This window comes from Acidobacteriota bacterium (assembly GCA_016716715.1).
In the GTDB taxonomy this organism is placed as follows: Bacteria; Acidobacteriota; Thermoanaerobaculia; order UBA5066; family UBA5066; genus Fen-183.
The window spans coordinates 172,201-198,842 of sequence record JADJVE010000002.1 but is presented as its reverse complement, the minus strand read 5'-3'; the positions used below and the strand labels follow the sequence as shown (position 1 = coordinate 198,842).

Genomic DNA, 26,642 nt, shown 5'->3' with positions numbered 1-26,642 from the left:
TCTCCCTTAGAAGGTCTTTCCGGCGCCCATCAGGAAGTGCTCCACGATCGGGCCGAGTGCGAGAGCGGGGAAGAACGTGAGGGCGCCGACGATCAGGATCACGCCGATCAGCAGCACGACGAAGACGGACCCGTCCACGGGAAACGTCCCGATCGACTCGGCGACTTTCTTCTTCGCCGCGAGGGAGCCGGCGATGCCGAGGAGAGGGATGATCATCAGGAAGCGCCCGAAGAACATCGCGATGGCGAGCGCCACGTTGTAGAAATCCGTGTTCGCGTTCAGCCCGGCGAACGCGCTGCCGTTGTTCCCGGTCGCGCTCGTGAACGCGTAGAGGATCTCGGAAAGCCCGTGCGGTCCGGCGTTGTTCAGGCTCGAGAGCCCGGCCTTCGAGGCGACGCCGAGAGCCGTTCCGACGAGGATCGAGAACGTGAGGATCAGGACGGAGAGCATCGCGAGCTTCACTTCGTGGGCCTCGATCTTCTTTCCGAGGTACTCGGGCGTGCGCCCGACCATGAGGCCGGCGATGAAGACCGTCAGGACCACGAAGAGGAGCATTCCGTACAGCCCGGCGCCGACGCCGCCGAAGATGATTTCGCCGAGCTGGATGCTCAGGAGCGGGACGAGGCCGCCGAGGGGCGTGAAGGAGTCGTGCATCGCGTTGACCGCGCCGCACGACGCATCGGTCGTGATCGTCGCGAAGAGCGCCGAGTCGACGGGCCCGAACCGGACCTCCTTGCCTTCCATGTTGCCCATGGCGGAGGCCACTCCGAGACCCTGGTGGATCGGGTTCCCGCGCACCTCATAAAAGCCCGCCACCAGCGCCCCGACGAGGAAGAGGATCGCCATCGACCAGAAGACGGCCCAGCCGTGCCTTTTCTTGCCCGTCATCGAGCCGAGCGTGTACGTCAGGCCCGCGCCGACCGAGAAGATGAGGAACATCTCGAAGAGGTTGCTGAACGGCGTGGGGTTCTCGTAGGGATGGGCCGAGTTGGCGTTGAAGAAGCCGCCGCCGTTCGTCCCGAGCTCCTTGATGGCCTCCTGGGAGGCGATCGGGCCCTGCGGGATCTTCTGCGTGGCGCCTTCCAGCGTCGTGACGGTCTCCGAGGCCTTGAAATTCTGGATGACGCCCTGCGACATCAGGACCACCGCGCCCGCGAGGCTGATGGGGAGGAGCACCCAGAGCGTGGCGCGCACGAGGTCGGACCAGAAGTTGCCGATTCCCTTCGACTCGACCCGGGCGACGCCCCTCACGAAGGCGATCGCGATGGCGATGCCGGTGGCCGCGGACGCGAAGTTGTGGACGGCGAGGCCCGCCATCTGGGTGAAGAGCGACATCGTCGACTCGCCCGAGTAGGCCTGCCAGTTCGTGTTCGTCGTGAACGAAACCGCCGTGTTCCAGGCGAGCGCGGCCGGGACGGCCGGCAGCTTGTCGGGATTCAGCGGAAGGAGGTGCTGCAGGCGCTCCATCGCGTACAGCACGACGAGGCTGACGACGTTGAAGACCATCATCGAGCCCGCGTACGCCCTGAAGCCCTGTTCCTTCGAAGCGTCGACGCCGCCGACCCGGTAGAGAAGGCGCTCGATCGGAACGAGCACGGGGTCCAGGAAGGTGTTCTCTTTCGAGAAGACCCTCTTCATGTGGATCCCGAGCGGCTTGACGGCCGCGAGGACGAGGAGGAGGTAGACGCCGACCTTCAGGAAGATGTCGAGCATGGCGGTCTCACAGCTTTTCGGGCTTCACGAGCGCGTAGAGGAGATAGAGCAGGGCCGCGGCGGAGAGCACGAGGCCGAGGACGGCTTCGAAGGACATGGCGTGTCACCTTCCCTTTCGATTCAGATCTCGTCGCAACGCTTCACGTACCAGAGCGACAGCGCGAGGAGGCCGAGCGTCAGGAGGAGGAACAGGGCATCGAGCATTGGCGGTTCTCCTTAGAAGGCGTAGAGAGCGTTCAGGAGGACGGTGGGCTGCTGCTTCTTCGTGAGGGCCCCGTCCGGACCTTCGAAGACCTCCTTGTCGGAGAAATCGACGCGGAGGTCGCCGCGGAAGACGACGTGGGAGCCGACCTTGAGCTCGGGGGTGAGCGTCAGCTCTTTCAGTTGCTGGGCGACGCCCGTCCGGGCGCCGTCCCGGTCGTTGAAGATTTCGCCCCGGACGACGAGAGCGAAGGTGTCGCTCAGTCCGAATCTCGCGTAGCCCACGATCCCGTTCCACATCGCGGTCTGACCCTGTGTGACGGCGTTCGGCTCGCTCCCGTAGACGGCGTCGACCGCCAGAACGATCCGGTCGGTGGCCTTCCACTGGGCGTTCACGTTGACCAGGTTGCGGGCGTCGCCGCTCGTGTCGCTCCGCTCAGCTCCGACCATGTAGTTGGCGGTGATCGTGACCGCCTTCGAAGGGGTCCAGACGAGCTGTGCGCCGAACGACTTGGCCGTGTTGTTGTCTTTCGCATTGTCCCAGCCGTTGACGAGCATCACCATGCCCGAGAGCTGGTCGCCAAACGCATAGCTGGCCTTGAGGCCGGTGTGCGTGAAGGGGACCGCATACCCGAAGAGGAACGAACGCGTCGCGTTGTCGTCGTACCCGTCGTAACCCTCGATGACCTCGTAGCCGAGGGGTGACACGAACTTTCCGATGTCCAATCGGAGGCCGCTGCCGACCGGGGCCACGTAGCTGAGGAAGGCCTGCTGCAGGTCGAAGTCCTGGGCCTTTCCACTGGCGTCGCGAAAGAGCCCGGCCGCGGCGGATACGCGCGGAATCGAGCTGCCGGCCACGGCATCGACCCGGAAGCCCGCCTCGCCTGGGTTGGCGACCGCCTTCTGGAGGACGACCTCGGCCACGTCCACCTTGAAGGTGTTGTCGTCGAAGTCGAAGACCCGATACTGGTTCGTTCCCGATGCGGGCTGGTTGAAGTTGTACTCGTAGCTGGTGGAGAGGAACCCGTTCACGGCAATTCCCTCGTACCACTGCTTCGGCGCCAGGGTCGGGGCCGGGGCCGGCGAGGGGGCCGGCTGGGGCGCCGGGCCTTGTGCGAACGCCGGGCTTCCGATGCAGGTGAAGGTGAAGACGACCGCGAGCGTCGCGGGGAGGAGCCCGAGCGTCTTCACGGCGGAGAAGGTGCGCGCACCTCGCCAAGAAAGTCCGGAGAGAGTTCTAAGGATGTCCTAAAGGACGGGCGCCGCGGGCGTCAGATGGGCTCGGCGACGAACCGGTAGCCCACCCAGGGCTCCGTCACGATGTAGCGCGGCCGGGCGGGGTCGGGCTCGATCTTCTTGCGGAGCGAGCCGACGTGGACGCGCACGGCGTCGGGCGTCGTGCCCGGAGCCCCGTGCCAGACGCGGCCGATGATCTGGCGGATCGTGATGGGCTTCCCGGCGTGCGAGGCGAGCAGCTCGAGGATCGCGAGCTCCGTAGGCGTGAGGCGGATCTCCTTGCCCTCGACCACGACGCGCCGGCGCTCGCGGTCCAGCGTGAGGCCCGGGAATTCCAGGACGTCCGCCGCACTCTCGTCGGCGTGCCGCCGCAGCTGGGCTCTCACGCGCGCGAGGAGCTCGGGTACGGAGAAGGGTTTGACGACGTAGTCGTCGGCTCCGAGGTCGAGCGCGCGGATCTTGTCGTCGTCCCCGCCGCGCACGGACAGGACGAGGATCGGCGTCCGGCCCGCCTTGCGGAGGCGTGCGATGAGCTCGAAACCGTCGACGACCGGCATCGCGATGTCCGTGAGGACGAGGTCGGGCTCGTGCTCGGCGGCGAGCCGGGCGCCCTCCTCGCCGTCGGCCGCCTCCAGCGTTTCGTAGCCGGCGGCCGCGAGCTCCGCCGCGACGCCGCGCCGGATGGAGGGGTCGTCGTCGACGACGAGGATCGTCGCGAGGGCGCGCGTCATGCGGAGGCCCCCGCCGCGGCGGGAAGGTCGAGCCGTGCGATCGTTCCGCCGCCCGGCCGGTCGAGGAGCGCAATCGAGCCGCCCATCGCGCGCGCCAGCGAGGCGCAGATCACGAGGCCGAGGCCCGCGCGGCCGGCCTCGGCCGGGGAGCCGCCCGACGAGGCCGCGCGCTTCACGTCGTTGGGGACTCCCGCACCGCGGTCGAGAACGTCCAGCCGGACTCTTCCGACATCCGTCGGATGGGGCGTGGCGTCCAGCTCGAGCGCGGCCGGGGCCGGAGCGGCGCGCGCCGCGTTCTCGAGGAGGTTCGCGAGGATCTCGACCGCGAGGGCGGGATCGGCAACGGCGTCGGGCATGTCGGGCGCGACCCGGACGTCGATCGTCCGGGCGGAGAGGACGAGCGGCAGGGCCTCGAGCGCCGCCCGGAAGAGGTCTGCCGCCGGCGTCGGCTCGGGACGCGGGACGTACGTCCCCGCGTCCAGGCGCGCCATCGCGAGGAGGTTGTCGATCCGGCGCGACAGCCGTTCCGTCTCGGCGGAGACTTCGTGGACGTCCGCCGGGGCCGCGGCGGTCCGGCGGAGGCGCTCGAGGCCGAGCTGGATCGCGGTGATGGGTGTCCGCAGGTCGTGGGACACCGCCCTCAGGAGCGAGGTCTTGAGCGCGTCGCTCTCGCGCAGCGCCTCGAGGTGAGACCTCTCCTCGAGGAACTTCTCGCGCTCGACGGCGAGGGCGACGAGGCGGCCGACGGACGCGAGGGCGTGGCGGTCGGCGCGCGTCCCGCGGACGAGAAGGACGCCGCTCGACCGGCCCCCGAGGGCGAGCGGGAGGTATGCGTCCCGCGCTCCGTCTGCCGCCGGCACCTCGGCCGCCTCGGCGCTCCGGCCGACGCTCTCGAGGAGCGGGTCCGAGGGGTCGAACCTGTGGTCGCCGGTCGCGACGACGACGTCCCCGCGGCCGGACACGCCGGGATAGAGGACGAGAGCGCCCCCGCGGGCGTCGATCGAGCGCAGGGCGCGCCCCGCGGCGTCGCCGAGCGCCCCGACCCTGTTCGTCGCCGCGAAGAGGTCGACCGAGAGCTCGTAGAGGGCCTCCATCTCACTCCGGCGCGCCTCGGCTTCTTCCGCGCGGCGCTGCTCGCTCGCGACGAGCCGGCTCACGAGAACCGACGCGAGAAGGAAGGCGGTGAGGGCGACCCAGTTCGCCGGGGCCGCGATCGTCCACGTCCCGACGGGGGGGAGGAAGAAGTAGTTGTAGGACGCCGTCGCCGCGAGCGACGCGGTCGCCGATGCCGCGAAGCCGAGGCGCGCCGCGGTGAAGAGGACGACGACGAGGTAGACGAAGCCGATGGTCGTCGCGTTCGCGCCGAGCGCCCGGCCGGCCGCGGTCGCCGCGGCGACGCCGAGGAGCGCCAGCGCGACGCGGCCGAGGGTCCTACCCGTGGATGTTGTGGCCGTGGACAGCCTCCGCCGCCTCGTGGAGCGCTTCCGAAAGCGTCGGATGCGCGTGGATCGTCCGGATCATCTCCTCGGTGGTCGCCTCGAGGCGGAGCAGCGCGGCGCCCTCGGCGATGAGCTCGGTCGCGTGCGGGCCGACGATGTGGACGCCGAGGATCTCGTCGTACTTCGCGTCCGACACGATCTTGACGAAGCCCTCCTGCGTCGACTCCATGGCGGTCTTGGCGAGGACGCCGAAGTTGAATCTGCCGGTCTTCACCGCGTACCCGCGCTCCTTGGCGTTCGCTTCGGTCAGGCCGATGGACGCGACCTCGGGGTCGCAATACGTGCAGCCGGGCACCTGGTCGCGGTTCACGGGCACCGTAGGATGGCCCGCCATCGTCTCGGCGGCCACGATGCCCTCGGCCGACGCCACGTGCGCGAGCCAGATCGTCGGGGTCACGTCGCCGATCGCCCAGACGCCCGGGACGTTCGTGCGCTGGTTTCGGTCGACCTTCACGTAGCCGCGCTCGACCGCGACGCCGAGCGCTTCGAGGCCGAGGCCCTCCGTGACCGGCTTGCGCCCGACCGCGAGGAGAACCTTCTCGACGGACCATGAGATGGGCCCGCCGTCCGGCCCCTTCGCCGTGACCGTGACGCTGCCGTCCCCGTTTGGCGTGACGGACTCGACGCCCGTCTTCACGTGGACCGCGATGCCCTTCTTCCTGAACGCCTTCTCGACTTCCTTCGAGACCTCTTCGTCCTCGATGGGGAGGATGCGCGGAAGAACCTCCACGAGAACCGTCTTCGTTCCGTAGCGCGCGAAGCACGACGCGAATTCGGAGCCGACGGCTCCCGAGCCGATCACGAGGAGCGACTTCGGGATCGAGGTGGACTTCAGGATGTGGTCGGAGTTCAGGATCGATACGCCGTCCGCCTTGAGGTGGGGAAGGTCCCGCGGGACCGAGCCGGTCGCGATCAGGACGTTCTTCGTCTCGAGCACGGTCTCGCCGCCCTCGCCCGTGACGGCGACGCGGTTCGCGGCGAGGAGCCGCCCGAATCCCGGCACGACGTCGATCTTGTTCTTCTTCATGAGGTACTCGACGCCCTTGGCGCCCTTGAAGACGACCTTGTCGCGGAACTTCACGACGCCGGGGTAGTCGAGCTCGACGCCGGCCGTTTTCACGCCGAAGGAGGCGGCGTGGTTCTTCGTCTCGTCGTAGAGCGACGCGGACTTCAGCATCGCCTTGGTCGGAATGCACCCGCGGTGGAGGCACGTGCCGCCGAGGCCGACGCCGGGCGTCTTCGCGTCCTTCTCGACGATCGCGGTCTTCAGTCCGAGCTGCGCGGCGCGGATGGCGGCGACGTAGCCGCCGGGTCCCGAGCCGATCACGACGAGGTCGTACATCTCACTCTCCTTGATGAGGGCGCACGCGGGGTGGGGGCGGTCGCGCGGCAGAAGGAATTATACGGAGAGTCCTAAGATGCGCAGGTGATCGGGGAGGTTCTGGGGCGCTACCGGATCGACGCGCGGCTCGGAGCCGGCGGAATGGGCGAGGTGTGGCGCGCGGAGGACCTCCGGCTGCGCCGCCCCGTCGCGCTCAAGGTCCTCAGGGGCGCGGCCACGGCCGAAGAGACGGCGCGCCTCCTGCGCGAGGCGCGCCTCGCCTCGCAGCTCAGCCATCCGAACATCGCCGTGATCTACGAGATCGACGAGGCGCCGCGCGACGGTGCCGTGGTGCCGTTCATCGCGATGGAGTTCGTGGAGGGTCGGACGCTGGCGGAGAGGCTCAAGGAGGGTCCCCTGTCCGCCGGCGAGGCCCTCGACGTGGCGGAACAGATCGCGTCCGCGCTCGAGTCGGCGCACGCGCGCGGCGTGGTCCACCGGGACGTCAAGCCCGGCAACGTCATCGTGGACGCTGCGGGCCGCGCGAAGGTGCTCGACTTCGGGCTCGCGGCCTGGCGGGCGCCGGCGGGCTTTTCGGGCGAGACGTGGAGCGCCGGCCCCGCGGGGCCGACGCAGTCCCTGCCCGGCGTCATCGTCGGGACGGTGGCGTACATGTCACCCGAGCAGGCGCGGGGCCAGGACGTCGACGCGCGCACGGACATCTTCTCGCTCGGGGTCCTCCTCTGGGAGTCCGTCACCGGGCGGCGCCCGTTCGAGGGCGCGAACGCCGTCGAAACCCTCGACCTCCTTCTCCACGCGGACCCGCCGCCGCTCTCCCGTTCGGCCGAGGGCGTCCCGCCGGAGCTCGAGGCCGTCGTCCTGCGGATGCTCGCGAAGGACCGCGAGCGGCGGTACGAGACGATGCGCGACGCGCGCCTTGACCTCGAGGCCCTCGCGCGCGGCGGCGCGCGGACGGCGACGGGAGCGCCCGTCCCCGGGGCGCCCGCCCCGCCCGCGAACGCGGTGGCCGTTCTCGTCTTCACGAACATCACGAGGAGCCCGGAGGACGACTGGCTCGGGACGGGGATCATGGAGACCGTCACGGCGGATCTGAAGGCGGTCCCGGGTCTCTCCGTGATCGGGTGCGAGCGGATCTGCGAGGTCGAGAAGCGCCTGACCGGACACGCCACGCGCGGCGAGACGGAGCTCGCGGCCCGGCTCGGGCGCGAGGTCGGCGCGCGCTGGGTCGTCACTGGCGGGTTTCAACGGCTCGGGGAACGCGTGCGGATCACGGCGCGCGCCAGCGAGGTCGAGTCCGGCGAGGTCCTCACGACCGTGAAGGTCGACGGGGCGATGGCCGACCTCTTCGAGCTCCAGGACCGGATCGTCGCGCAGCTCGCCGAAGGCTTCCACGTCGCGGCCCGGCCCACCTCCGGCGCGGGCGAGGCGACGCACGTGGTCGACGCCTACGAGGCGTTCTCGAAGGGCCTCGTGAACCTCCGGGCCGAGAGCCGCGAGTCGGTTGACCGCGCGATCCTCTTTTTCGAGCGGGCCGTCGCGCTCGACCCGAACTACGCGCGAGCGTGGATCGAGCTCGGCGCCGCGTACGACACGAAGGCGACCTACCTCGCCATGCCCGAGCTTCTCGAGCGTGCGGTGCAGGCGTTCGAGCGCGGGCTGGCCCTCGAGCCGCGTCTCTCGCGCGCGTGGCGCGAGCTCGGGGCCACGCTCGTGACCCTCGGCCGCGAGGAGCGCGGATTCGAGGCGATCCGCCGCGCTCTCGAGCTGGATCCCGAGGACGGGAGCGCCCACGCCGCTCTCGGCCGCGCGTACTTCATCGGGAAGGGGATGTTCCCGGAGGCGGCGGCGTCCTTCGAGCGGGCCCTCCAGCGAAATCCCCAGGGCGGCTGGTACGCGCTCCAGCTCGCGCACGTGGCGACCCTTCTCCGCGACTTTCCGCTCGCGGACCGCGCGGCGCGGCAGGCGATCGAGCTGCAGGAGCGCGGGCTTTCGGGGCGGGAGGGCGTTCTGATCGTCGGGGCCTACATGCGCCTCGGCGTCGCGCTCGCGCTCCAGGGGCGGTACGACGAGGCGCTCGAAGAGTATCGGCGGGAGCTCGCGTTCCTGAGGCGCGTCGACCACGCCTTGAAGGAGCGGATCATCGTCGAGCTCCACGTCCACATCGGAAGCGTGCTCCTCGCCCTGGGCCGGTCAGAGTCCGGCAGGTCCGCTCTCCGCGTCGCGCTCGACGCCTTCGAAGAGCGCCTGCGGATGGGAGCGGACGACCCGTACACGCGCTACTACGTGGCCGCGGGCTGGGCTCTCCTCGGGGAGAAGGAGCGGGCGCTCGACGCGCTCGAGCGCGCCGCCGCGCAGCGTCACGCCTACACGGCCGCGCGGGCCCGGATCGACCCGGACTTCGAAGCCCTGCGCGCCGACCCCCGGTTCGCGGCGATCGCGGGTCCGGCCTGAAGAGTAGAATTCCCCGACCATGCGTTTACGCGGAGCGCTGCTCCTGCTGCTCGCTGCGGCGTCGGCTGCGGCGCAGGCGCCCACGCCGGCGCCGAAGCCGTTCGTCCCCGTGACGATCCGGACGGGCGAGCTCAAGGCCGTGGGCGGCTCGCTCAAGAACGTCCCGACACCGAAGCCGTTCACGCCCATGACGATCAAGACGGGCGAATTGAAGGCGGTGGGCGGATCTCTTGCGAACGTCCCCACGCCGAAGCCGTTCAAGCCGATGACGCTCACCACACCGGAGCTCCGCGCCGTCGGGGCTCCCAAGAAGTGACCGAGGAGAAGCCCATGCGCCGACCGACGCTCCTGTTCGCCGCGATCGCCGCCGCCGCCCTCGCCCCGGCCGCCGCCGCCGTGGACTTCACGTTGCAGGTTCCGCTCACGATCTCGAACATTCCGAGCGCGTCGACCGCCGTCGTGGACTGCTCGATCTCAAAGGTCGAGGTCGCGGGCGTCTCCCCGCTCGCCGGCGGCAACGTGATCGGCACGGGGAGCGCGTCGCAGGCGATCACCGGCGGCTCGTTCTCCGGGGCGCTCACGGTCGCGGTGAACGCGACGGGGATCATCCCGCCCTCGCAGGCGAAGTCGTACTGGTGCTCGTTCCGGATCGCGGGCCGCGCCACGACGGGCGCCACCTACGCCGCGAGCTCGGGCAACATGGCGGACGTCATCCGCACGGCGACCGGACAGACGCTGACCGAAGTCCGCACTTCGGTGAACGGGCCGATCACGATTCCCTGAGCCTCCGCGCGGTCGCGGTAGGCTCGGCCCATGCACCGTGCTTTCCTGCGAACCGTTCTCGCCGCCGCCTTCGCCCTCGCCCTCGCGCCGTCCGGCCCGGCCGCGGAGCGCTCCGTCCCTGGGAAGCTCCCGACGGGAGAGACGCTCTTGCCGAACGGACGGCTCCTGACGCCCACCGGGACCCAGACCGAGGTCGCGCCGTATCCCTTCGCGCTCGCCCTCACCCCGGACGGGAAGCGGGTCGTCGCGGCCTGCACCGGGTCCGACGACCAGTCGCTGCATCTCCTCGACGCGGCGACGGGGAAGTCGCTCGCGAAAGAGCCCGTCAAGAAATCCTGGCTCGGTCTCGCGATCTCTCCGGACGGAAAGCGCGTGTACCTCGCCGGCGCCGGCGGCAAGAACGTGCTCGTGTACCGGCTGGAGAATGACCGCTTCGCCGCCGAGCCCTCCCTTTCCGTGCTCGCGGCCGGCGAGAGTGCCCGACTCGACGCCGCGCCCTCCGGCCTCGCCGCCTCCGCGGACGGGAAGAGCCTGTGGGCCGCGCGGATCCTCTTGAACGACGTCGTCCGGATCGACCTGGCGTCGCGCACGGTGGTGGCGACGGTCGCGGTCGGCGTCCACCCCTACCGCCCGGTTCTCTCGGCGGACGGGACGCTCCTCGCGGTGGGGAACTGGGGGGCCGCGTCTGTGTCGCTCCTCGACACCGCGACCGGTGCCGTCGTCGCGACCGTGAAGACCGCGGATCACCCCTCGGACGTGCTCTTTTCGCGCGACGGCCGTACGCTCTTTGTCGCCCAGTCGAACCGCAACCTCGTCGCCGCCGTGGACCTCGCCTCGCGCACCGTGGTGCGGCAGATCTCCGTCGCGCTCGGGCCGGACGGCCCCGGCACGCCGTCGGCGGACGCGCTCCCGGACGGCTCGACGCCGAACGCGCTCTCGCTCTCCCCGGACGGACGAACGCTCTACGTTGCGAACGCCGACGACGACGCCGTGGCCGTCGTCGACGTCGGCGGCGATCTTCGCGCGGCCCGAACGAAGGGCTTCATCCCGAGCGGCTGGTATCCCGCCGCCCTCGCGCTCTCCCCGGACGGCAGGACGCTCTGGGTCGCGAACGCGAAGGGCGGCTGGTCGTGGGCGAACGCGGCCGGCGGGCCCGACCCCACGAAGAAAGGCGACGACAAGAAGGCCTGGAAGAAGACGCGCACGATTCCGGGCTCCGTTTCCCGGATCGACGTCCCGTCGCCGAAGGCGCTCGCGGCGCACACGGTGCGCGCGTACGCGAACCGCCGGCCGGCCGCGCGCGGGGCGTCGCCCGCAAAGGCCTCGGCGGTCGTCCCGGCGGCACCCGGCGGCGTCTCGCCGATCAAGCACGTCGTCTACGTGATCCGCGAGAACCGCACGTACGATCAGGTGCTCGGCGACCTCCCGCAGGGCAACGGCGACCCGTCCCTCACGATCTTCGGGCGCGAGGTGACGCCGAATGCCCACGCGCTCGCGGAGGACTTCGTCCTCCTCGACAACCTCTATTGCGACGCCGAGGTGTCGGCGGACGGCCACAACTGGTCGATGGGCGCATACGCCACGGATTTCGTCGAAAAGGTCTGGCCGCCGGTCTACGGCAACGTCGCCTTCTCGTACCTCTTCGAGGGAAACGACGCGAACGCGTACCCGACGAACGGCTACCTGTGGGACGCGGCCGCGCGCGCGGGCCTGACCCTGCGCAATTACGGGGAATTCGTCGGCACCTCCGCGGAGTGGTCGCCGACGACGATGAACCTCGAGGAGGGAGCGACAGGCGCGCTGAAGGGGAACACCTGCCCCTTCTTCCCCGGATTCGACACGGACATCCTCGACAACGCGCGCGTCGACGTCTTCCTCAAGGAGTTCCGCGGCTTTGCGAAGGCGAAGGAGATGCCGCGCCTCCTGATTCTGCGGCTCGGGAACGACCATACGGTGGGGACGAAGAAGGGTGGGCGCTCGCCGCGCGCGATGGTGGCCGAGAACGACGTCGCGCTCGGGCGCCTCGTCGAGGCGATCTCGCATTCGCCGTTCTGGAAGGACACCGCGATCTTCGTGATCGAGGACGACGCGCAGAACGGCTCGGACCACGTCGACGCGCACCGGACCGTCGGCTTCGTGGTTTCGCCGTACACCCGCCGCAAGGGCTTCGTGGACTCGACGATGTACTCCACGGTGTCGATGCTCCGCACGATGGAGCTGCTGCTCGGACTCCCGCCGCTGTCGCAGCACGATGCGGGCGCGACGCCCATGACGAACGCCTTCGCGGACGCGCCGGACCTTGCGCCCTTCGTCCACCGCGAGACGAAGATTCCGTTCTACGAGATGAACCCGGACGGCGCGCCGATGCAGGCCGCGTCCAACTCCTGGGACTTCACCCGGGAGGACGCGGCGCCCGACCTCGCCCTCAACGAGGCGATCTGGAAGAGCGTGCGCGGAGCCGAGGCCGTGATGCCGGCGCCCGTGAACGCCTCGTGGGTTCGCCTGAAGGAGAAGGGCGGCGACTGAGGCCTATCGCCTATCGGACGCGTTCGAGCGGTACGTCGATCCCGAGGGTCAGGGGCAGCCGCACGTGCACGTCCCGGTTTTCGATGACGAACGTGTAGATCCCCGGCTCCCACGCCGCTTTCGGGGATTCGAAGTAAATGTCGCCCGACGCGAGCGTCCGCGAGTTCACCGCGACCTTGTCGAAGACGATTTCCTCGCCGGGGATCGCGAAGAAGCCGAGCCGCTCCTCGCGCACGGCGCCGGGGAAGTAGCCGTTCAGCGGGTCGCGCTGCACCTTCGCTTCGTTGAGCATCCTGCGGAGGTCGGGAATCCCCTCGGCCATGCGGCGCTGCGACGGCATCGGGAGGCGCCTGCCGTCCGGCATCACGAGCCAGACGTCCTCGCGAAAGACCTCCACGGGCTTTCCGCTCCACACGGTGAGGCCGGTGTCGAGCAGGATCCACTTCCGGTCGAGATGGGCCTGCGCGTGGCGGTATCCCACGACGACCTGCACGGAGTCGTCCCTCCAGCGCATGACGGTTTTGCCGAGGCGGGTGACGTTCGGCCCGCTGTCGACGTCCGCGGCGCCGGGCGCCGCGAGGCAGAGAACCGCGAGGCCTGCGAGAACGAGTCTGGGAGTGGGGTTCACGGAATCCTCCGGGGCCCCGAGGCCCTCTCGAGACGTCGCTTGCACGGAGCATACCGCCGGGCGGGCCCCCTTTTGCGGACGGCTCGATGGGCCTCGGAGTACGATTCGCGGACCAAATGAGCACGCCGTCGCTGGTGGGTGCCTGGAAGCTCCTCGTTCTCGAGTTCCGCTCGGACGGGCAGGTCGTGTATCCCACGGGGCGCGACGCGGCGGGTATGTGCCTTTACGACGCCACCGGCCACATGTCGCTCCAGATCATGCGGGTCGACCGGCCGCGCTTCGCCTCGGGCGACATGTTGAGCGGGGCGCCCGAGGACGTGATGGCCGCGGCGAAGGGTTACATCGCTTACGGCGGCACGTACGTCGAGGACGTTGTGAACGGCGTCGTCGTGCACCACGTCACGCACTCGCTCTTTCCGAACTGGGTCGGCACCGACCTCGTCCGGTTCTTCAAGCGGGCCGGGGACCGCCTCATCGTGAGCGCGCCGACGCAGGTCGTGGGCGGTCACCTCATGGACGCCATGCTCATCTGGGAACGGCTCTCGGACGTCGAGAGGCACTGACCGTGCAGCGCTTCACCCTGGCCCGCCACATGTCCCGCCGCCTGACGCTCTGCCGGCGCGTCGGGCCCTGCCCGGCCGACGCGTCCGTGAGGATCAGCGTCCTCCTCCACGCGAAGGACGGGCGCGCCCTGCGCGAGGCCGTGCACGCCGTCTCGGACCCGAAGGGCGCCGCGTACGGCCGCCACCTCACGCCGGACCAGGTCCGGGACCTCGTCGCGCCCGGCTACCAGGACCTCGACGCGGTCCTCGCGTTTCTCAGCGACTCCGGCCTGCGGGTCGAGGGCGTCTCCGGCGCCCGCACGGCCGTGCAGGCGAGCGGACCGGCCGAGTCCGTCGCGCGGGCCTTCGACGCCCCGATCGGTCTTTTTGCGCCGCCGCGCGGTCTCGCGGACGGCCGGCAGCGCGCCTACGGGATCGAGAGGGACCCGACGATCCCGGCGTCCCTCTCGGCCGTGATTCGCGGCGTCGCGGGGCTGAACGACCTGCCGGCGGCGCGCCGGTTCCCGCCGCTCCTCGCGCCGAAGCGCTCGCGCGTGCCGCGGCGCGGCCCGGCGGCGGCCCGGGGCCCGGGCGGCGGCTACACGCCCGCGGAGATCCATGCGGCCTACGGCGTCGGAGGATCCGTCGAGACCGGCGGGCGCGGCGAGCGCGTCGCGATCCTCGAGTTCGGCGGCGGCTTCTCGAGCACGGACTTCTCCGCCTTCTGCTCGGCCTACGGTCTCCCGGCCGCCGACGTCACGGAGGTCTCGGTCTCCGGCGCGAAGAACGACTACAGCGGGCGCACGGGCGACGCCGACGTCGAGGTCGCGCTCGACATGGACTGGGTCCGCGCGACCGCGCCGGAAGCCGAGATGGACCTCTGGTGGACACCGAACGTCGACACCGGATGGGTGGACTTTCTCGCGGCGATCCTCGACGCGCCGGACGCGCGCCGTCCGGGCGTGGTCTCGATCTCGTGGGGAATGCCCGAGGACGGATTCTCGACGTCTCGCCGTTACGACCAGACGCGGCAGCTCTTCCAGGCCTGCGCGCTGCTCGGGGTCACGTTCGTCTGCGCGTCCGGCGACGCCGGCGCGGCCGACGAGCTGCCCGACGACGGGTGGTACGACGGACAGCGCCACGTCGACTTCCCGAGCGTCGTGCCCGAAGTCACGTCCGTCGGCGGGACGAAGCTGCTCCCGTCCGGCCGCGGGTTCGCCGAGACGGCCTGGAACGACGGGCCGGGACGCGGCGCCACGGGCGGAGGGTTTTCGCGCCTGATCGCGGTGCCCGACTGGCAGAAGGCCGCCTTCTCGAGCCGCAAGGGCGTGACCGGCCGCGGCATTCCCGACGTTTCCGCGGTCGCGTCGCCGGATCCCGGCCTCTCGATCTTCGTGCGTGGAAAGTGGGCGGCGGCGGGCGGCACCAGCGTCGCAGCGCCGATCTGGGCCGGCTTCATCGCGCGCGTCAACGCCGAGCGCGTCGCCGCGAAGAAGGCCCGCCTCGGCGCGGCGAACGCGGCCCTCTACGCCGCCGGGCGGGGCGCCTCGACGCCGTTCCGGGACGTCGTGCGCGGCGACAACACTTACGCGGGCGTATCCGGCTTCGCCGCGGGGAAGGGCTGGGACCCCGTCACCGGTCTCGGAACGCCCGAAGTGGCGCGGCTCATCCGTTCCCTGCTGCGCTGAGGAAGTCGCATGTTCATCGGGCACGCCGCAGTGGGGTTCGCCAGCAAGGCCGGTGCGCCGCGCGGGTCGCTCGGCTGGCTCTTTACAGCCCCCTTTCTCCTCGACCTTCTCTGGCCGGTCTTCCTCCTCCTCGGCGTCGAGAGGGCGACGATCGAGCGCGGCGCCAACCCCTTCCTGAACTTTTCGTTCGACTCGTACCCGTGGTCCCACAGCCTCGCGATGGCGATCGCGTGGGCGCTTCTCTACGGCGCGCTCGCGCACTTCTTCACGCGGAGCGTGGCCGTCGGATGGGTCTCGGCGCTCGGCGTCGTGAGCCACTGGATCTGCGACGCGATCGTCCACCGGCCCGACCTTCCTCTCTGGCCGGGCAGCTCGATCTTCGTCGGCATGGGCCTCTGGAACTCCGTGCCCGCCACGCTCGCCGTCGAGCTCCCGATGTTCGCTCTGGGCGTCTGGCTCTACACGAAGGCGACGCGCCCGAAGGACGCGGTCGGGCGATGGGCGCTCGCCGCGCTCGTCGCGGTGCTTCTCTTCTTCTACGCGGGCGCGGCCTTCGGGCCGCCGCCGCCGAACATGACGGCCGCCGCGATCGGGACCCTCGCTCTCCTCGTTTTCATCCCGTGGGCGATCTGGATCGATCGTCACCGCGAGACCGAGGCCGGCGCGGACTGAGGGCGTGGGCCGCGCCGCCCCACGGGAGCAGGACGAGACGTCGGATAAGCTCCGCAAACCCTGAATCGACGCCTTGCCGTCCTCCTCGTTGCCGGACTCGCGGCCGTGGCTGCCGCCACGGGGGACGGGGCTGCGCGTCCCGGGGAAAAGCTACGGCTCGTATTTCTGGAGAGGCCGTCGCCCGTGGACGCAAACCTGGGCCCCTGGGCGTCGGTTTCGCCGGTGACGTTCGTCGTCGGCGCGACCCCCGCGACGCTGCGGCTCGCCTGGGACGAGACGGCCCTCCGGGTGCTCTTCGAGATCGGGGACGCCACGTCCGTGACGCTCGGACGGGAGGACGAAGACCCCGATCTCGGCCTGAAGTCCGACTCCGTCGAGCTCTTCCTCGACGTCCACGGCGAGGCGACACCGCGGATGGACACGAACGACTACCAGTTCACCGTCTCGCGCGACGGCCGCAGGACGACGTTCAAGGGTTCGTCGGCCCTGTCGGGAACCGTGCGGCCGGAGATGGAGGCCGACGCGGCGCCGCAGCCGAAGGACTGGGGCATGAACGTGCCGATCGAGGTCGCCGTCGCGGACGGTCCCGAGGCCGGTCCCGGGAAGGGGCCGGGCTATCGCGTCGAGATCGCCGTGCCGTGGGCGGCCGTGGGCGGCAAGCCGGCGTCCGATGCGGCGTTTGGGGTCTCGGCAGCGGTGAACGACCTCGCGATGCGCCCGGGCGAACCCGTTCCGATGCGCGCGTCGGTCGATTTCCAGGGCCGCGCGGCGTACGAGTCGCCCGCGGTGTGGGCGGCGGCGTCACTGCAGCCGCCGGGGTCCTTCACGCGCCTGGCGCGGAACGCGCGTCCCTGGGCGGCCGTGGCTCTCGGGGTGCTCGCCGTTTTCGTGGCCGTGGGTTGGCGCGTGCGGAAGGCGGCCGTCCTCCGGGCCACGGCGCCCCCGCCGGTCCTTGCGGCGGGCGAGACGTCCGTTTCCGGCGACGATCCGATCGAGCGGCTCAAACAGAACCTCCCGGCGCGCCTGCGCGAAGACCTCACGGCCGAAACGCTCGCGGAGATCGCGGGCGTTTCGTTGCGCACGCTCCAGCGGATCTTCAGGGAGCGCTTCGACACGACCCCGATGAGCTGGCTCATGGAGGCGCGGCTCCTGGAGGCCGCGCGCGTCATCCGGGCCGGCGACGACCCCGTCACGAAGATCGCGTATCGCGTCGGGTTCAAGGACCCGTCGCACTTCACGCGCCGGTTCAAGGCCCGGTTCGGCGTGTCGCCGAACGAGTACCGCCGGGGCGCCGAAGGAGCGCCGGATCCGTCGGCGGGCGGCACCGAGGATCCCGAATGAGGGCCCGGAACCTGTCGCTCAGGGGCCAGAACGGGCTTCTGGCGCTCCGGGACGCGCGATTAGCGCGTCGGGACTATCCGACGGAGTGGACGATCGGCCGCGAGGAGCGCACCTTGATCAAAGGGGACGAGATGCGAAATGACCGTTGCCTCACATCGACGTTTGCCGCGGTCCTCGCCGCGGCGCTGATCCTCGTCCCGGCTCTTGCGCCGGCTCCCGCGCGCGCCCAGGCGCCCGACGTGGGCGTCCTCGAGGTCAGCGTCGACCCGGGTTTCCCCGCCGCCTTCGGGCAGGAGCTCAAGCTCCGGGTCCGCGTCTCGAACCGCGGCGCGGCCGCCGCGAAGGGCGTCGCCCTCGACGCGAAGACGGGAGCGGTCTTGGTCGGGCACGTCGACGTCGGCTCGATGGGCGCCGGCGAGCAGCGCACGATCACGCTCGCGACGCGCTTCAGGCCGGCCGGGGCCGATTGCGTGTCCGTCGTGCCCGCCGTCGCGCCCGACTCGCCGGTGAAGGCCGGGCCGGCCCGCCTCGCGTGCCTGACGCCGGGCTGTTACGGCCTGTCCGAGCGGCCCTCCAACTGAGCGCCCGCCCGTAGAATCTCCAGGGTGACGGTCAACGCATTCTGGCTGGTGCTCGGCGCGCTGGGCGTCTACGCCGTCTTCTACCGGTACTACAGCGCGTTTCTCGCGAAGAAAGTGCTCGTCCTCGACGAGACGCGGCTGACGCCCGCGCACACCCTCCGCGACGGCCAGAACTTCCACCCCACGAACCGCTGGGTGCTCTGGGGCCACCACTTCGCGGCGATCTCCGGCGCGGGCCCGCTCATCGGACCCGTGCTCGCCGCGCAATTCGGGTGGCTGCCGGGCTTCCTGTGGCTCGTTTTCGGCGTCTGTCTCGCGGGCGCCGTTCAGGACTTCGTGATCCTCGTCGCCTCGATCCGGCGCGGCGGGCGCTCGCTCGCGGAGATCGCGCGGGACGAGATCAGCCCGGCCAGCGGCATGGTCGCCATGGTCGCGATCCTGTTCATCGTCGTCGTGGCCATGGCCGTCCTCGGGTTCATCGTCGTCAAGGCGCTCGCCGAGAGCGCGTGGGGAACGTTCGCGATCGCGGCGTCCATCCCCATCGCCCTCCTCATGGGTCTCTGGATGTACCGCCTCCGGCCCGGCCGGGTGGGAGAAGCCTCCGCGATCGGAGTCACGCTTCTTCTGGGGTGCGTGATCCTCGGCGGCCTCTTCTCGCCCGGACACCAGTGGGCGGCGCACGCGCACTTCTTCATGCTCTCGGAGAACGGCCTCACGACTTCGATCGCCGTCTACGGGTTCTGCGCCTCCGTGCTGCCCGTCTGGATGCTCCTCTGCCCGCGCGACTACCTCTCGAGCTACATGAAGGTCGGGACGATCGCGCTCATCGTTGCGACGGTCGTCCTCGTGCGCCCGGAGGTCAAGGCCCCCGCGCTGTCGGCCTTCACGTCGGGCGGCGGGCCTCTCGTCCCGGGCGCGCTGTTTCCGTTCATGTTCGTGACGATCGCGTGCGGGGCGATCTCGGGCTTCCACGCTCTCGTGTCCTCGGGCACGACGCCCAAGATGATCGACAACGAGCGCGACGCGCGGCCGATCGGTTACGGCGCGATGCTGATGGAGAGCCTTGTGGGCGTCACGGCGCTCGTCGCCGCCTGCTCGCTCTTCCCGGCGGACTACTTCCGGATCAACCTCTCGCCGGCCGCGTTCCAGGCGCTCGTCGCCAAGACCGGACTGGACGGCGGCCGCCTCTCGGAGCTGGCGGCGCTCGTCGGCGAGCCGCGCCTCGAAGGCCGGACGGGCGGCGGCGTGTCGCTCGCGGTCGGGATCGCGCAGATTTTCGGCGACCTGCCGGGCGCCCGCGCGTTCATGTCGTACTTCTACCACTTCGTCATCATGTTCGAGGCGCTCTTCGTGCTCACGACGATCGACACCGGCACGCGGATCGGCCGCTTCCTCGTGCAGGAGCTGCTCGGGCGCGTCTCCCCGCGCTTCGGCAAGACGGACTGGCTGCCGGGAAGCGTCCTGGCGACCGCGCTCGTCGTGGGAGGCTGGAGCTGGTTCATCTTCACGGGATCGATCCAGACGCTCTGGCCGATGTTCGGCGTCGCGAACCAGCTCCTCGCGGTCGTCGCGCTCACGGTCGCGACGAGCGTCCTCGTGAACGAGGGCAAGGCGCGCTACGCGTGGACGACGGCCGCGCCGCTCGCGTTCCTCGGGACGACGACGCTCGCCGGGGGCGCGCTCTCGATCCGGGACATCTTTCTGCCGCTCGCCCGTTCGGCGAAGCCGGCGGACGCGTTCAAGGGCGCGCTCAATGCCGGATTGACCGCCGTGATGATGGCGTGCGTCCTCCTCGTCCTCTTCGATGCGCTCCCGCGCTGGTGGAAGGCCCGCGGCGCGCGCCGGCGGGTCTGAATCGAGCGCATCCGGGGGGTCTGGCGCTCCCGGGCAGGAGATTTTCGCCCGCAGACCCTGCCCCGCCCGGCCGCGCCGCCGCCGTCTGACCTGTGCGATCGAAAACCTCGTGAACTCCATCAGGACCATGGTCCGCAACGTCGAGACGCTCGTGAACTCGATCAACCGGAACGTCGGGGAGGTCACGGGCGCGGCCCTTGCCGGCGTCAAGGCCGCCGGCGACGACCTGCGCGGACTCGTTCAGGGGGCGGAGAGCGACGCCCTGGCAGCAGCCCGGAAGGCGGCGGAGATCCTGAACAGGGCCGAGCACCCGCCCACCGCGGTGCGCGCGCCTGTGGCGTCCGCGGCCTCAGGTCGGTTCGCTCGCATTGCAGCCCAAGGTCACGCCGAAGCCGGCGATGGTGGCGGCCGTTCCGGTCCTGACGGCGTGCGAGCAGGCGACGGTCATCGGCCTTCTCCGACGCGCACAGGCAGAGGCCGAAAAGCAGAAAGTGGAAGCGGCGGAGAAGGCGGCCTTCGTGCGGACCAAGGCGAACGCCGCCGAAAACGCCGTGCGGGGCAAGTTCGACTTCGCGACCCGCACGACCTCCTCATCAGGCCGCTCACCGACCTCAAATCGATGCTCGGCGACCTCATCTCGCACCCCGAGCGCATCTTCAACCCGGTCGACATCGTGAACGACCTCGTCACGCGCATCACGAACAACATCGCGCAGACGATGAACGACGGACGGCCACCGCGCCGCCCTTGGCCTGCCCCGCCCGGCCGCGAAACACCCCGCCGAGATGGAGAAGCGCCGACCAACGTGACAAGGATGGCTTTGCCGCGCCAGAACATCGCTGTCCCGTCCAGACGGCGAACGCCGGATCACTCGAGCCACCAGGGCTCTCCTGAAACGGCGCCGGCAGCTCAGGGGCGGCCCGTCGAGCTTCAAAACCTCGCTCAATCGCGACTGGAGCGTCCTGGCGACGCAGCACGCGGCCGTCTCCCGCGCCCCGCGCCCGGGCCCGATCCTGGGCTGAATGCGGGCCAGATTCGGGGAAGAAGCCCAGCGCCGCCCCGCAAAGACCCGAAGACGCTGAGAAAGTTCCCAGTCCTGACCAGACGATCGACCCCGAAGGCGATTCCGTCGCGTTAGCCCAGCAAATCCCTGACGGGAGCCGAAGAAACGCAGGGCCGGCGATTCGCGGGGATCGCCGGCCTTTTTGTTGCGGCTGTTCTCCTTGCGACCGTGGACGGCCGCTCGTACGGCCTGATTCCGGACGGGAGGGAAATGCTCTCGGCTGGCGCGGCCGTCGCCCGCTTCTTCGAGATCGGCGTCTCGCGCGACTTCGTCAACGCGCCGCGGAGGCCTGGCGGGGACGCCGTGTCGCGTTACGGGATGGGGCTCTCGCTCGTCGAGGCCGTGCCGGCGGCCGTCGAGCGCGCGACGGGTGCGGCGCGGACGTCGCCGCTCTTCGTCCTCGTCCCGATCCTCTGCCTTGCGGGCTGCGCGTGGGCGGCGGCGCGTACGCTCGGAGTCCTCGGCGCCGCGCGGATTCCGGCGGCCGCGGTCGGCGCTGGGCTCGTCCTCGCGACGCCTCTCTGGGGCTACGCGGGCAGCGACTACGGCGAGCCCCTCCAGGCGCTCTGCGTCACGCTGTCCGTCCTCGCGGTCGCCGAGCTGCGCGAAGAACCCGCGTCGCGCGGCTGGCCGGTCGTCCTCGGCGTCGCGGCGGGCTGGGCGATCCTGACGAAGACGCTGCTCGCGATCGTCGTCGCGCCGCTGCTGGTCGCCGCCCTGTTCCCGCCGCCCGCCACCCCTGCACCGCGGCGCCGCGCCGCGTCGTCCACCCGCCTCGCGCTGCCCTGGCCGCTGCTTCTTTCATTCGCAGGAATTCTTCTTCTCTGGCTCTTTCTCGAAATCGCCCGCTTCGGGAGGCTCGGAGGCGGGTACGGGGGAGAGACGTTCACGTACCCGTTCTTCACTGGGCTGCTGCGGCTGACGCTGCTGCCGAACAAGGGCCTCCTCTGGTACGCACCGCTCTCGGCCCTCGCCGTTCCCGGGTTCCTGCTGCTGCGCCGACGCGACTCGCGGCTCGCGCTCGCTCTCGCCGCGTCGGCGCTCGCACTGCTTTTCGCGTCGGCGGCCTGGTGGGCGTGGGACGGGCAGGCGGGGTGGGGGCCGCGCCTCGTGCTGCCGGCGCTGCCCTGCCTCGTCGCGCTGGCGGGCGTCGCGCTCGCGCAGGGCGGCCGGGCGTGGCGCGTTGCGGGGGCGCTCGCGCTCGCTGCGGGCGTTGCCGTGAACGCTCTCGGCGCGCTCGTGCCGTTTCCGGCCGTGTATGCGCTTTCGTCCCGGGTCGCGCCCCAGCCGATCGCGGAGTCGCGGGCGGCGGGGACGCCTTACGAGATCGACCGCGCGCCGGACGGCACGCTGCGGGCGACGGCGCCACACCATCTCTCCCTGACGCCCGCGTGGAGCCCGATCCGCATTCACGCGCTCGTCCTCGCCGCGCGTCTGAAGGGCGGCTGGGACGGCAGCCTCCCGCAGCTCGATCCGCCGTTCCGGCCCGCGCCCGCGCCGTCGCCCGCTCCCGCCCTGCGCCTCGCGGTCTCGCCCTTGAGAGTCGGATGGGGAAGAGAGTTCTTTGAAATTGAAGAGGGGGAGGGGAGCGAATCGGTCGACCCATACCGCGACGCCCTGCGCGACCAGCTCGTCCGGGCGATCGACATGAAGGACTTCGCGAGGGCGGCGTCGCTCGGAGAAGAGCTGACGAAGAGAGAAGTGAAGATTTCTGCGAATGACCCTCGCACGGTCGCGCTTGTCGCCGAGTCGCTGCGCCTGGGGACGGGCGCGCCGGCCGCCCTTTCTTACCTTTCTAAGAAAACTTCTCTTCTCTCTTCTTCTTCTTCATGCCACGCATGGATCCTCTTCGTCCGCGCGATGGCGGCGCCGCCCGGAGACTTCGCGTGCCTGCCCGAGGCGCAGCGCGAGGCCTTTGCGGGCGCCCTTGGCGTCGCCCGTCAGCGCGGCTGGACGCTCACGGAGTGGAGCCGGGCGCTGACGACGGGGCGGCCGTGACCGGTCTGAGACGCAGGAGAAGGTAAGCGTCGCCGAACGGGGCGATCGACGAGGCCCGGGCCTCGAGTCCGCGCCGCAGCGGCGGCAGCCAGCCGCGCAGCCAGACGAACTTCGAGTACGTGTCGTCGTTCTTCTCGATCGCCGCCCCGAGGTCCCAGAGGAAGCGCGAGAAAAACACGGTGTCCGCGTCGGCATCGCCCCTGAGCGCCAGGCCGGCGATGCCGGCGCGTGTCGCGCCGGTCTCGTCGACGAGCAGAGACGCCATCGCGACCCTTCCGAGGTCCCCGCGCCTCACGCGGTCGAAGACGAGCCCCTGCTCCTGGCCCCAGTCGACGTTGGAATCCGAGAGGACCGGCGGCACGCCGGCCGGCCCGCCCACGAGGAAGTTCCCGAAGGAGATCTCGCGCCCGGCGCGGAGGGCCGACTCGGCCGCCGCGAGAAGGACGACGGCGGAGAGGGCCGCGCGGAGGACGCGCGGCCGCTCCTCGAGGAGGATGGCCGCGGCGGCGGCTGCGGCAACGAGGAGGAACGGAACGCACGGGAGCGCGTGGCGGACGCCGATGTTGACGTTCGAGACGCACGCGGCGGCGAGGTACGTGCCGCCGAGGGCGGCGGGCAGCCAGGCGCGTGAGGCCAGGCTTCGGAGGCGCGGCCCGCGCACGAGCGCGGCGGCGCCCGCGCCGAGCGCGGCGAGAGACCCGAGGACGGCGGCGGTCGTGAGCTTGATTCCGAGCGCGACGGGGAAGTAGAGAAGCGAGCCAGTCCCACGCACCGATCCAAAGAAATAGTTGAAGCGCTCGCCGGGGCCCGCGACGCCCTGCACGAAGAGGAGGCCCGCGCCGTAGCCCGCGATCCACTTCGGAAACCTCTTCGCGAGAGCGACGACGGCGCCCTCCTGCGGCAGGCCTTCGAACGCGGCGCGCAGACCCTGCCGGAAGGCCGCGTCCGTCGTGCCGGCGTACGCGAGGAACTGTACGAGCGCGAGCGTAAGGAGGGCGGGAACGACGATGAAGACGAGGACGAGAGAGAGAGAAGAGAAGATCTTCTTGGAAGGTGAAGAGGGAGGATCGCGCCGTGCGAGCCGCAGGATCGCGATGAAGGCGAAGACGGCGAGGAACGGGAATGCCGAGTACTTCGCCGCCATCGCGAGGCCGTAGAGGACGCCGCTCGCCGCGAGCCACCGGCGATCGACGCCGTCCGCCGCAGCCTTCTCGAGCGCGAACGCCCCGGAGACGAGAAAAAGAGTCAGCAGGACGTCGCTCTGGACGAGCGTGCCGTGGCCCCGGAACGTCGGCTCGACCGCGAGGACGGCGGCGGCCGCGAGGCCGGCTACCGGTCCGGCGACGGCGCGGCCGAGGAGGCCGGTCGCGACGACGAGGAGGGCGAGGACGAACGGAATCGCCGCCCGGCCCGCGCGCGTCTCGTCGATCTCGAGGCCGGGTTTCGTCGCCGGAAGCGTGCTGCCCGCGATCACCTTCAGAAGGACGGGGTGCTCGAAGTTCGAAACCATCCCGGAGCCGAACCGCCATTCGCGGGCGGCGGCGAGGTGCGGGGGCTCGTCGGACGTCGTCCAGAGAGAGAAGCGCGCCCGCTCTGCGCCCGCGAGGGCGACGCAGGCGAGGACCGCCAATGCGGCCGCGAACCGCGTGCGGGACATCGGCCGATTATGCGTGGACGCCCGGCGCCTCGTGCCCGGTGCGTGACACCCACTCCGCGTACGAGCCGCCGTAGGCGTGGGGCGGGTCGGACGAGTCGTTCTCGGAGAGCACGAGGACCCGGTTCGAGAGCCCGCGGAGGAAAGCGCGGTCGTGGGAGACGAAGAGCATCGTCCCCTCGAACTTCGAGAGCGACTCGACGAGCATTTCCTTCGTCGCGAGGTCGAGGTGGTTCGTGGGCTCGTCGAGGACGAGGAAGTTGGGCGGATCGAACAGCATGCGCGCCATCACGAGGCGCGATTTCTCGCCGCCCGAGAGGAAGCGGACTTTCTTGTCCACGTCGTCGCCCGAGAACTGGAAGGCGCCGACGAGGGCCCGGAGCACGCCGATGCCGGCTGCGGGGAAGTCCTTCTGGACCTGCTCGAGCACCGTCAGCTCGGGGTCGAGGACGTCGAGCGCCTGCTGCGAGAAGTAGCCGAGCCTCACGCTCGCGCCGACGCGCACGGAGCCGGCGTCGGGCGGCAGCATGCCCGCGACCATCTTGAGGAGCGTGGACTTCCCGGCGCCGTTCACGCCCATCACACACCAGCGCTCGCCGCGGCGGATCAGGAAGTCGAAGCCGTCGTAAAGGCGCCTCTCGCCGTAGCCCTTCGAGAGCTTCTCGAGGACCGCGACGTCGTCGCCCGAACGGGCCGGCGCCTTGAAGTCGAAGCGCACGACGGCGCGCTTCTTCGGCAGCTCGATGGTCTCGATCTTCTCGAGCTTCTTGACGCGGCTCTGCACCTGGGCGGCCTTCGACGCGTGCGTCTGGAAACGCTCGATGAAGCGGTTCTCCTTCGCGAGCATCGCCTGCTGCCGCGCGAACGCGGCCTCGCGCTGGCTTTCGCGCTGGAGACGCTCGCGCTCGTAGAAGTCGTAGTTGCCGGAGTACGTGATCGTCTCGCCCGCGTCGATCTCGACGACCTTCGTCACGACGCGGTTCATGAAGTCCCGGTCGTGGCACGTCATGAGGAGCGAGCCCGGGTATTTCTTCAGGTACTCCTCGAGCCAGAGGATCGACTCGATGTCGAGATGGTTCGTCGGCTCGTCCATGAGGAGGACGTCGGGCCGGCCGAGGAGCACCTTGGCCATCGCGACACGCATCTTCCAGCCGCCCGAGAGCGCGCCGACGTCGCCGTCGATGCGCGCGTCGTCGAAGCCGAGGCCGTGGAGGACCTCGCGGGCGCGCGCCTCGAGCTCGTAGCCGCCCCGCTGCTGGTACTCGCCCTGCACCTCGCCGAACCGCTCGAGGATCTTCTCCATCTCGTCCGCGCGGGAAGGGTCTCCCAGCGCGTGCTCGAGGTCGAGGAGCTCGTGGTGGAGGTCGCCGAGGCGTCCGCTGCCGGCGATCGCCTCGTCGAGGACGGGCCGCCCCGCCATCTCGTCGATCTCCTGCTTGAAGTAGCCGATCGAGAGCTTCTTCGGCACGGACACGTCGCCGTCGTCGGCGTGCTCCTCGCCCGTGATGAGCCGGAAGATCGTCGTCTTGCCGGCTCCGTTCGGGCCGACGAGGCCGATCTTCTCTCCGGTGTTCAGCTGGAACGAGGCGTCGACGAAGAGGACCTGGCGGCCGTACTGCTTGTTGATGCCTGAGAGCGCGATCATGGGCGGCGGACGATAACAGGCCCGCGCCCGTTTCGCCTCACGCGATCATCGCGATCCGCCGTGCGTGGCGCCCGCCGCCTGCCGCGGGATCGAACGGGGTTTCGAGAAAGATGCGCACGACCGAGAGGGCCGTCTCCTCGGGGATCATCCGCTCGCCCAGGGAGAGGACGTTCGCGTCGTTGTGCTCGCGGGCGGCCTTCGCGGTCGCCTCGTTCCAGCAGAGCGCACAGCGAACCCCCTTCACCTTGTTCGCGACGATGGCTTCGCCGTTCCCCGAGCCGCCGAGGACGATACCGCGGTCGCACGCGCCGCTCGCGACGGCTTCGGCCGCGGGGCGGATGAAGAGGGGGTAGTCGACCATGTCGGAGGTGAAGGTGCCGAAGTCCTTCACGTCGTGCCCCATGCCGAGGAGCATGGCCTTGATTTTTTCCTTGTACGCGAAGCCGGCGTGGTCGCAGCCGAGGGCGATCTTCATGGCCGCCGAGTCTACCCGG

22 protein-coding genes are annotated in these 26,642 nt (G+C 70.5%); 11 read left to right on the top strand and 11 right to left on the bottom strand.

Annotated elements, in window-relative coordinates:
• Window positions 1-6: 6 nt before the first annotated feature.
• From kdpA to lpdA, 6 genes are all read right to left on the bottom strand, one after another.
• On the bottom strand, window positions 7-1,713 hold the full coding sequence (gene kdpA, locus IPL89_03400; GenBank protein MBK9062228.1) for a potassium-transporting ATPase subunit KdpA: 1,707 nt from the start codon (window positions 1,711-1,713) through the stop codon (window positions 7-9).
• A 7-nt stretch (window positions 1,714-1,720) separates the two neighbouring features.
• Complete coding sequence (locus IPL89_03395) at window positions 1,721-1,810, bottom strand: potassium-transporting ATPase subunit F (GenBank protein ID MBK9062227.1); 90 nt, start codon at window positions 1,808-1,810, stop codon at window positions 1,721-1,723.
• A 119-nt stretch (window positions 1,811-1,929) separates the two neighbouring features.
• A complete protein-coding gene (locus IPL89_03390) occupies window positions 1,930-3,105 on the bottom strand; it encodes a porin (protein ID MBK9062226.1) in 1,176 nt (391 codons plus the stop codon).
• 80 nt (window positions 3,106-3,185) lie between these two features.
• Complete coding sequence (locus IPL89_03385) at window positions 3,186-3,881, bottom strand: response regulator transcription factor (protein ID MBK9062225.1); 696 nt, start codon at window positions 3,879-3,881, stop codon at window positions 3,186-3,188.
• Window positions 3,878-5,038 (bottom strand): hypothetical protein, encoded by a 1,161-nt coding sequence (locus IPL89_03380; GenBank protein MBK9062224.1) that lies wholly within the window; start codon window positions 5,036-5,038, stop codon window positions 3,878-3,880. Before IPL89_03380 ends, IPL89_03385 begins: the two co-directional genes overlap by 4 nt.
• A gap of 274 nt (window positions 5,039-5,312) precedes the next feature.
• The gene (gene lpdA, locus IPL89_03375; GenBank protein MBK9062223.1) at window positions 5,313-6,722 is read right to left on the bottom strand and encodes a dihydrolipoyl dehydrogenase; all 1,410 of its coding nucleotides are present in this window, start codon (window positions 6,720-6,722) and stop codon (window positions 5,313-5,315) included.
• An 84-nt stretch (window positions 6,723-6,806) separates the two neighbouring features.
• Between lpdA and IPL89_03370 the strand changes: the two genes are divergently transcribed.
• From IPL89_03370 to IPL89_03355, 4 genes are read left to right on the top strand one after another with little or no spacing between them, the layout of a single operon-like run.
• On the top strand, window positions 6,807-9,173 hold the full coding sequence (locus IPL89_03370; GenBank protein MBK9062222.1) for a protein kinase: 2,367 nt from the start codon (window positions 6,807-6,809) through the stop codon (window positions 9,171-9,173).
• A 19-nt stretch (window positions 9,174-9,192) separates the two neighbouring features.
• Window positions 9,193-9,489, top strand: a complete 297-nt coding sequence (locus tag IPL89_03365; protein ID MBK9062221.1) for a hypothetical protein — start codon at window positions 9,193-9,195, stop codon at window positions 9,487-9,489.
• A gap of 14 nt (window positions 9,490-9,503) precedes the next feature.
• The gene (locus IPL89_03360) at window positions 9,504-9,956 is read left to right on the top strand and encodes a hypothetical protein (protein MBK9062220.1); all 453 of its coding nucleotides are present in this window, start codon (window positions 9,504-9,506) and stop codon (window positions 9,954-9,956) included.
• Between the two features lie 30 nt (window positions 9,957-9,986).
• Window positions 9,987-12,482, top strand: coding sequence for a beta-propeller fold lactonase family protein (locus tag IPL89_03355; GenBank protein ID MBK9062219.1), 2,496 nt, complete (start codon window positions 9,987-9,989; stop codon window positions 12,480-12,482).
• Between the two features lie 10 nt (window positions 12,483-12,492).
• Here IPL89_03355 and IPL89_03350 read toward each other — a convergent pair whose 3' ends face one another.
• The gene (locus IPL89_03350; protein ID MBK9062218.1) at window positions 12,493-13,110 is read right to left on the bottom strand and encodes a hypothetical protein; all 618 of its coding nucleotides are present in this window, start codon (window positions 13,108-13,110) and stop codon (window positions 12,493-12,495) included.
• Window positions 13,111-13,226: 116 nt separating this feature from the next.
• Here IPL89_03350 and IPL89_03345 point away from each other — a divergent pair, with 116 nt between their 5' ends.
• The 6 genes from IPL89_03345 to IPL89_03320 all read left to right on the top strand — a co-directional run bounded on the left by IPL89_03345 (window position 13,227) and on the right by IPL89_03320 (window position 19,788).
• Window positions 13,227-13,673, top strand: a complete 447-nt coding sequence (locus IPL89_03345) for a lipocalin-like domain-containing protein (GenBank protein MBK9062217.1) — start codon at window positions 13,227-13,229, stop codon at window positions 13,671-13,673.
• A gap of 2 nt (window positions 13,674-13,675) precedes the next feature.
• Window positions 13,676-15,340: a S8 family serine peptidase gene (locus IPL89_03340; protein MBK9062216.1), complete on the top strand. Its 1,665-nt coding sequence runs from the start codon at window positions 13,676-13,678 to the stop codon at window positions 15,338-15,340.
• Window positions 15,341-15,349: 9 nt separating this feature from the next.
• Window positions 15,350-16,012 carry a metal-dependent hydrolase gene (locus IPL89_03335; GenBank protein ID MBK9062215.1) on the top strand — a complete coding sequence of 221 codons (663 nt, stop codon included), beginning with the start codon at window positions 15,350-15,352 and terminating at the stop codon, window positions 16,010-16,012.
• A 183-nt stretch (window positions 16,013-16,195) separates the two neighbouring features.
• Entirely contained in the window at window positions 16,196-17,353 is a 1,158-nt protein-coding gene (locus IPL89_03330; protein MBK9062214.1) for a helix-turn-helix domain-containing protein, read from the top strand.
• Window positions 17,350-17,934: a hypothetical protein gene (locus IPL89_03325; GenBank protein MBK9062213.1), complete on the top strand. Its 585-nt coding sequence runs from the start codon at window positions 17,350-17,352 to the stop codon at window positions 17,932-17,934. The genes IPL89_03330 and IPL89_03325 overlap by 4 nt, the downstream gene beginning before the upstream one ends.
• A 24-nt stretch (window positions 17,935-17,958) precedes the next feature.
• On the top strand, window positions 17,959-19,788 hold the full coding sequence (locus IPL89_03320) for a carbon starvation protein A (GenBank protein MBK9062212.1): 1,830 nt from the start codon (window positions 17,959-17,961) through the stop codon (window positions 19,786-19,788).
• 349 nt (window positions 19,789-20,137) lie between these two features.
• Here the strand turns inward: IPL89_03320 and IPL89_03315 are convergent, their stop codons facing one another.
• Window positions 20,138-20,668, bottom strand: a complete 531-nt coding sequence (locus IPL89_03315; GenBank protein ID MBK9062211.1) for a hypothetical protein — start codon at window positions 20,666-20,668, stop codon at window positions 20,138-20,140.
• A gap of 351 nt (window positions 20,669-21,019) precedes the next feature.
• On the opposite strand from IPL89_03315, the gene IPL89_03310 reads away from it, so the two are divergent.
• A complete protein-coding gene (locus IPL89_03310; protein MBK9062210.1) occupies window positions 21,020-22,849 on the top strand; it encodes a hypothetical protein in 1,830 nt (609 codons plus the stop codon).
• Here IPL89_03310 and IPL89_03305 read toward each other — a convergent pair.
• From IPL89_03305 to rpiB, 3 genes are read right to left on the bottom strand one after another with little or no spacing between them, the layout of a single operon-like run.
• Window positions 22,809-24,506, bottom strand: a complete 1,698-nt coding sequence (locus IPL89_03305; protein MBK9062209.1) for a glycosyltransferase family 39 protein — start codon at window positions 24,504-24,506, stop codon at window positions 22,809-22,811. The genes IPL89_03310 and IPL89_03305 overlap by 41 nt on opposite strands.
• A 7-nt stretch (window positions 24,507-24,513) precedes the next feature.
• Complete coding sequence (locus IPL89_03300) at window positions 24,514-26,148, bottom strand: ABC-F family ATP-binding cassette domain-containing protein (protein ID MBK9062208.1); 1,635 nt, start codon at window positions 26,146-26,148, stop codon at window positions 24,514-24,516.
• A gap of 37 nt (window positions 26,149-26,185) precedes the next feature.
• On the bottom strand, window positions 26,186-26,623 hold the full coding sequence (rpiB, locus tag IPL89_03295) for a ribose 5-phosphate isomerase B (protein MBK9062207.1): 438 nt from the start codon (window positions 26,621-26,623) through the stop codon (window positions 26,186-26,188).
• Window positions 26,624-26,642 lie beyond the last annotated feature (19 nt).

Coding starts and splice junctions, on each gene's coding strand:
- IPL89_03325 (MBK9062213.1), top strand. CDS start 17,350: ATGAGGGCCCGGAACCTGTCGCTCAGGGGCCAGAACGGGCTTCTGGCG.
- IPL89_03300 (MBK9062208.1), bottom strand. CDS start 26,148: ATGATCGCGCTCTCAGGCATCAACAAGCAGTACGGCCGCCAGGTCCTC.
- IPL89_03360 (MBK9062220.1), top strand. CDS start 9,504: ATGCGCCGACCGACGCTCCTGTTCGCCGCGATCGCCGCCGCCGCCCTC.
- IPL89_03365 (MBK9062221.1), top strand. CDS start 9,193: ATGCGTTTACGCGGAGCGCTGCTCCTGCTGCTCGCTGCGGCGTCGGCT.
- lpdA (MBK9062223.1), bottom strand. CDS start 6,722: ATGTACGACCTCGTCGTGATCGGCTCGGGACCCGGCGGCTACGTCGCC.
- IPL89_03355 (MBK9062219.1), top strand. CDS start 9,987: ATGCACCGTGCTTTCCTGCGAACCGTTCTCGCCGCCGCCTTCGCCCTC.
- IPL89_03305 (MBK9062209.1), bottom strand. CDS start 24,506: ATGTCCCGCACGCGGTTCGCGGCCGCATTGGCGGTCCTCGCCTGCGTC.
- rpiB (MBK9062207.1), bottom strand. CDS start 26,623: ATGAAGATCGCCCTCGGCTGCGACCACGCCGGCTTCGCGTACAAGGAA.
- IPL89_03345 (MBK9062217.1), top strand. CDS start 13,227: ATGAGCACGCCGTCGCTGGTGGGTGCCTGGAAGCTCCTCGTTCTCGAG.
- IPL89_03335 (MBK9062215.1), top strand. CDS start 15,350: ATGTTCATCGGGCACGCCGCAGTGGGGTTCGCCAGCAAGGCCGGTGCG.
- IPL89_03395 (MBK9062227.1), bottom strand. CDS start 1,810: ATGTCCTTCGAAGCCGTCCTCGGCCTCGTGCTCTCCGCCGCGGCCCTG.
- kdpA (MBK9062228.1), bottom strand. CDS start 1,713: ATGCTCGACATCTTCCTGAAGGTCGGCGTCTACCTCCTCCTCGTCCTC.
- IPL89_03385 (MBK9062225.1), bottom strand. CDS start 3,881: ATGACGCGCGCCCTCGCGACGATCCTCGTCGTCGACGACGACCCCTCC.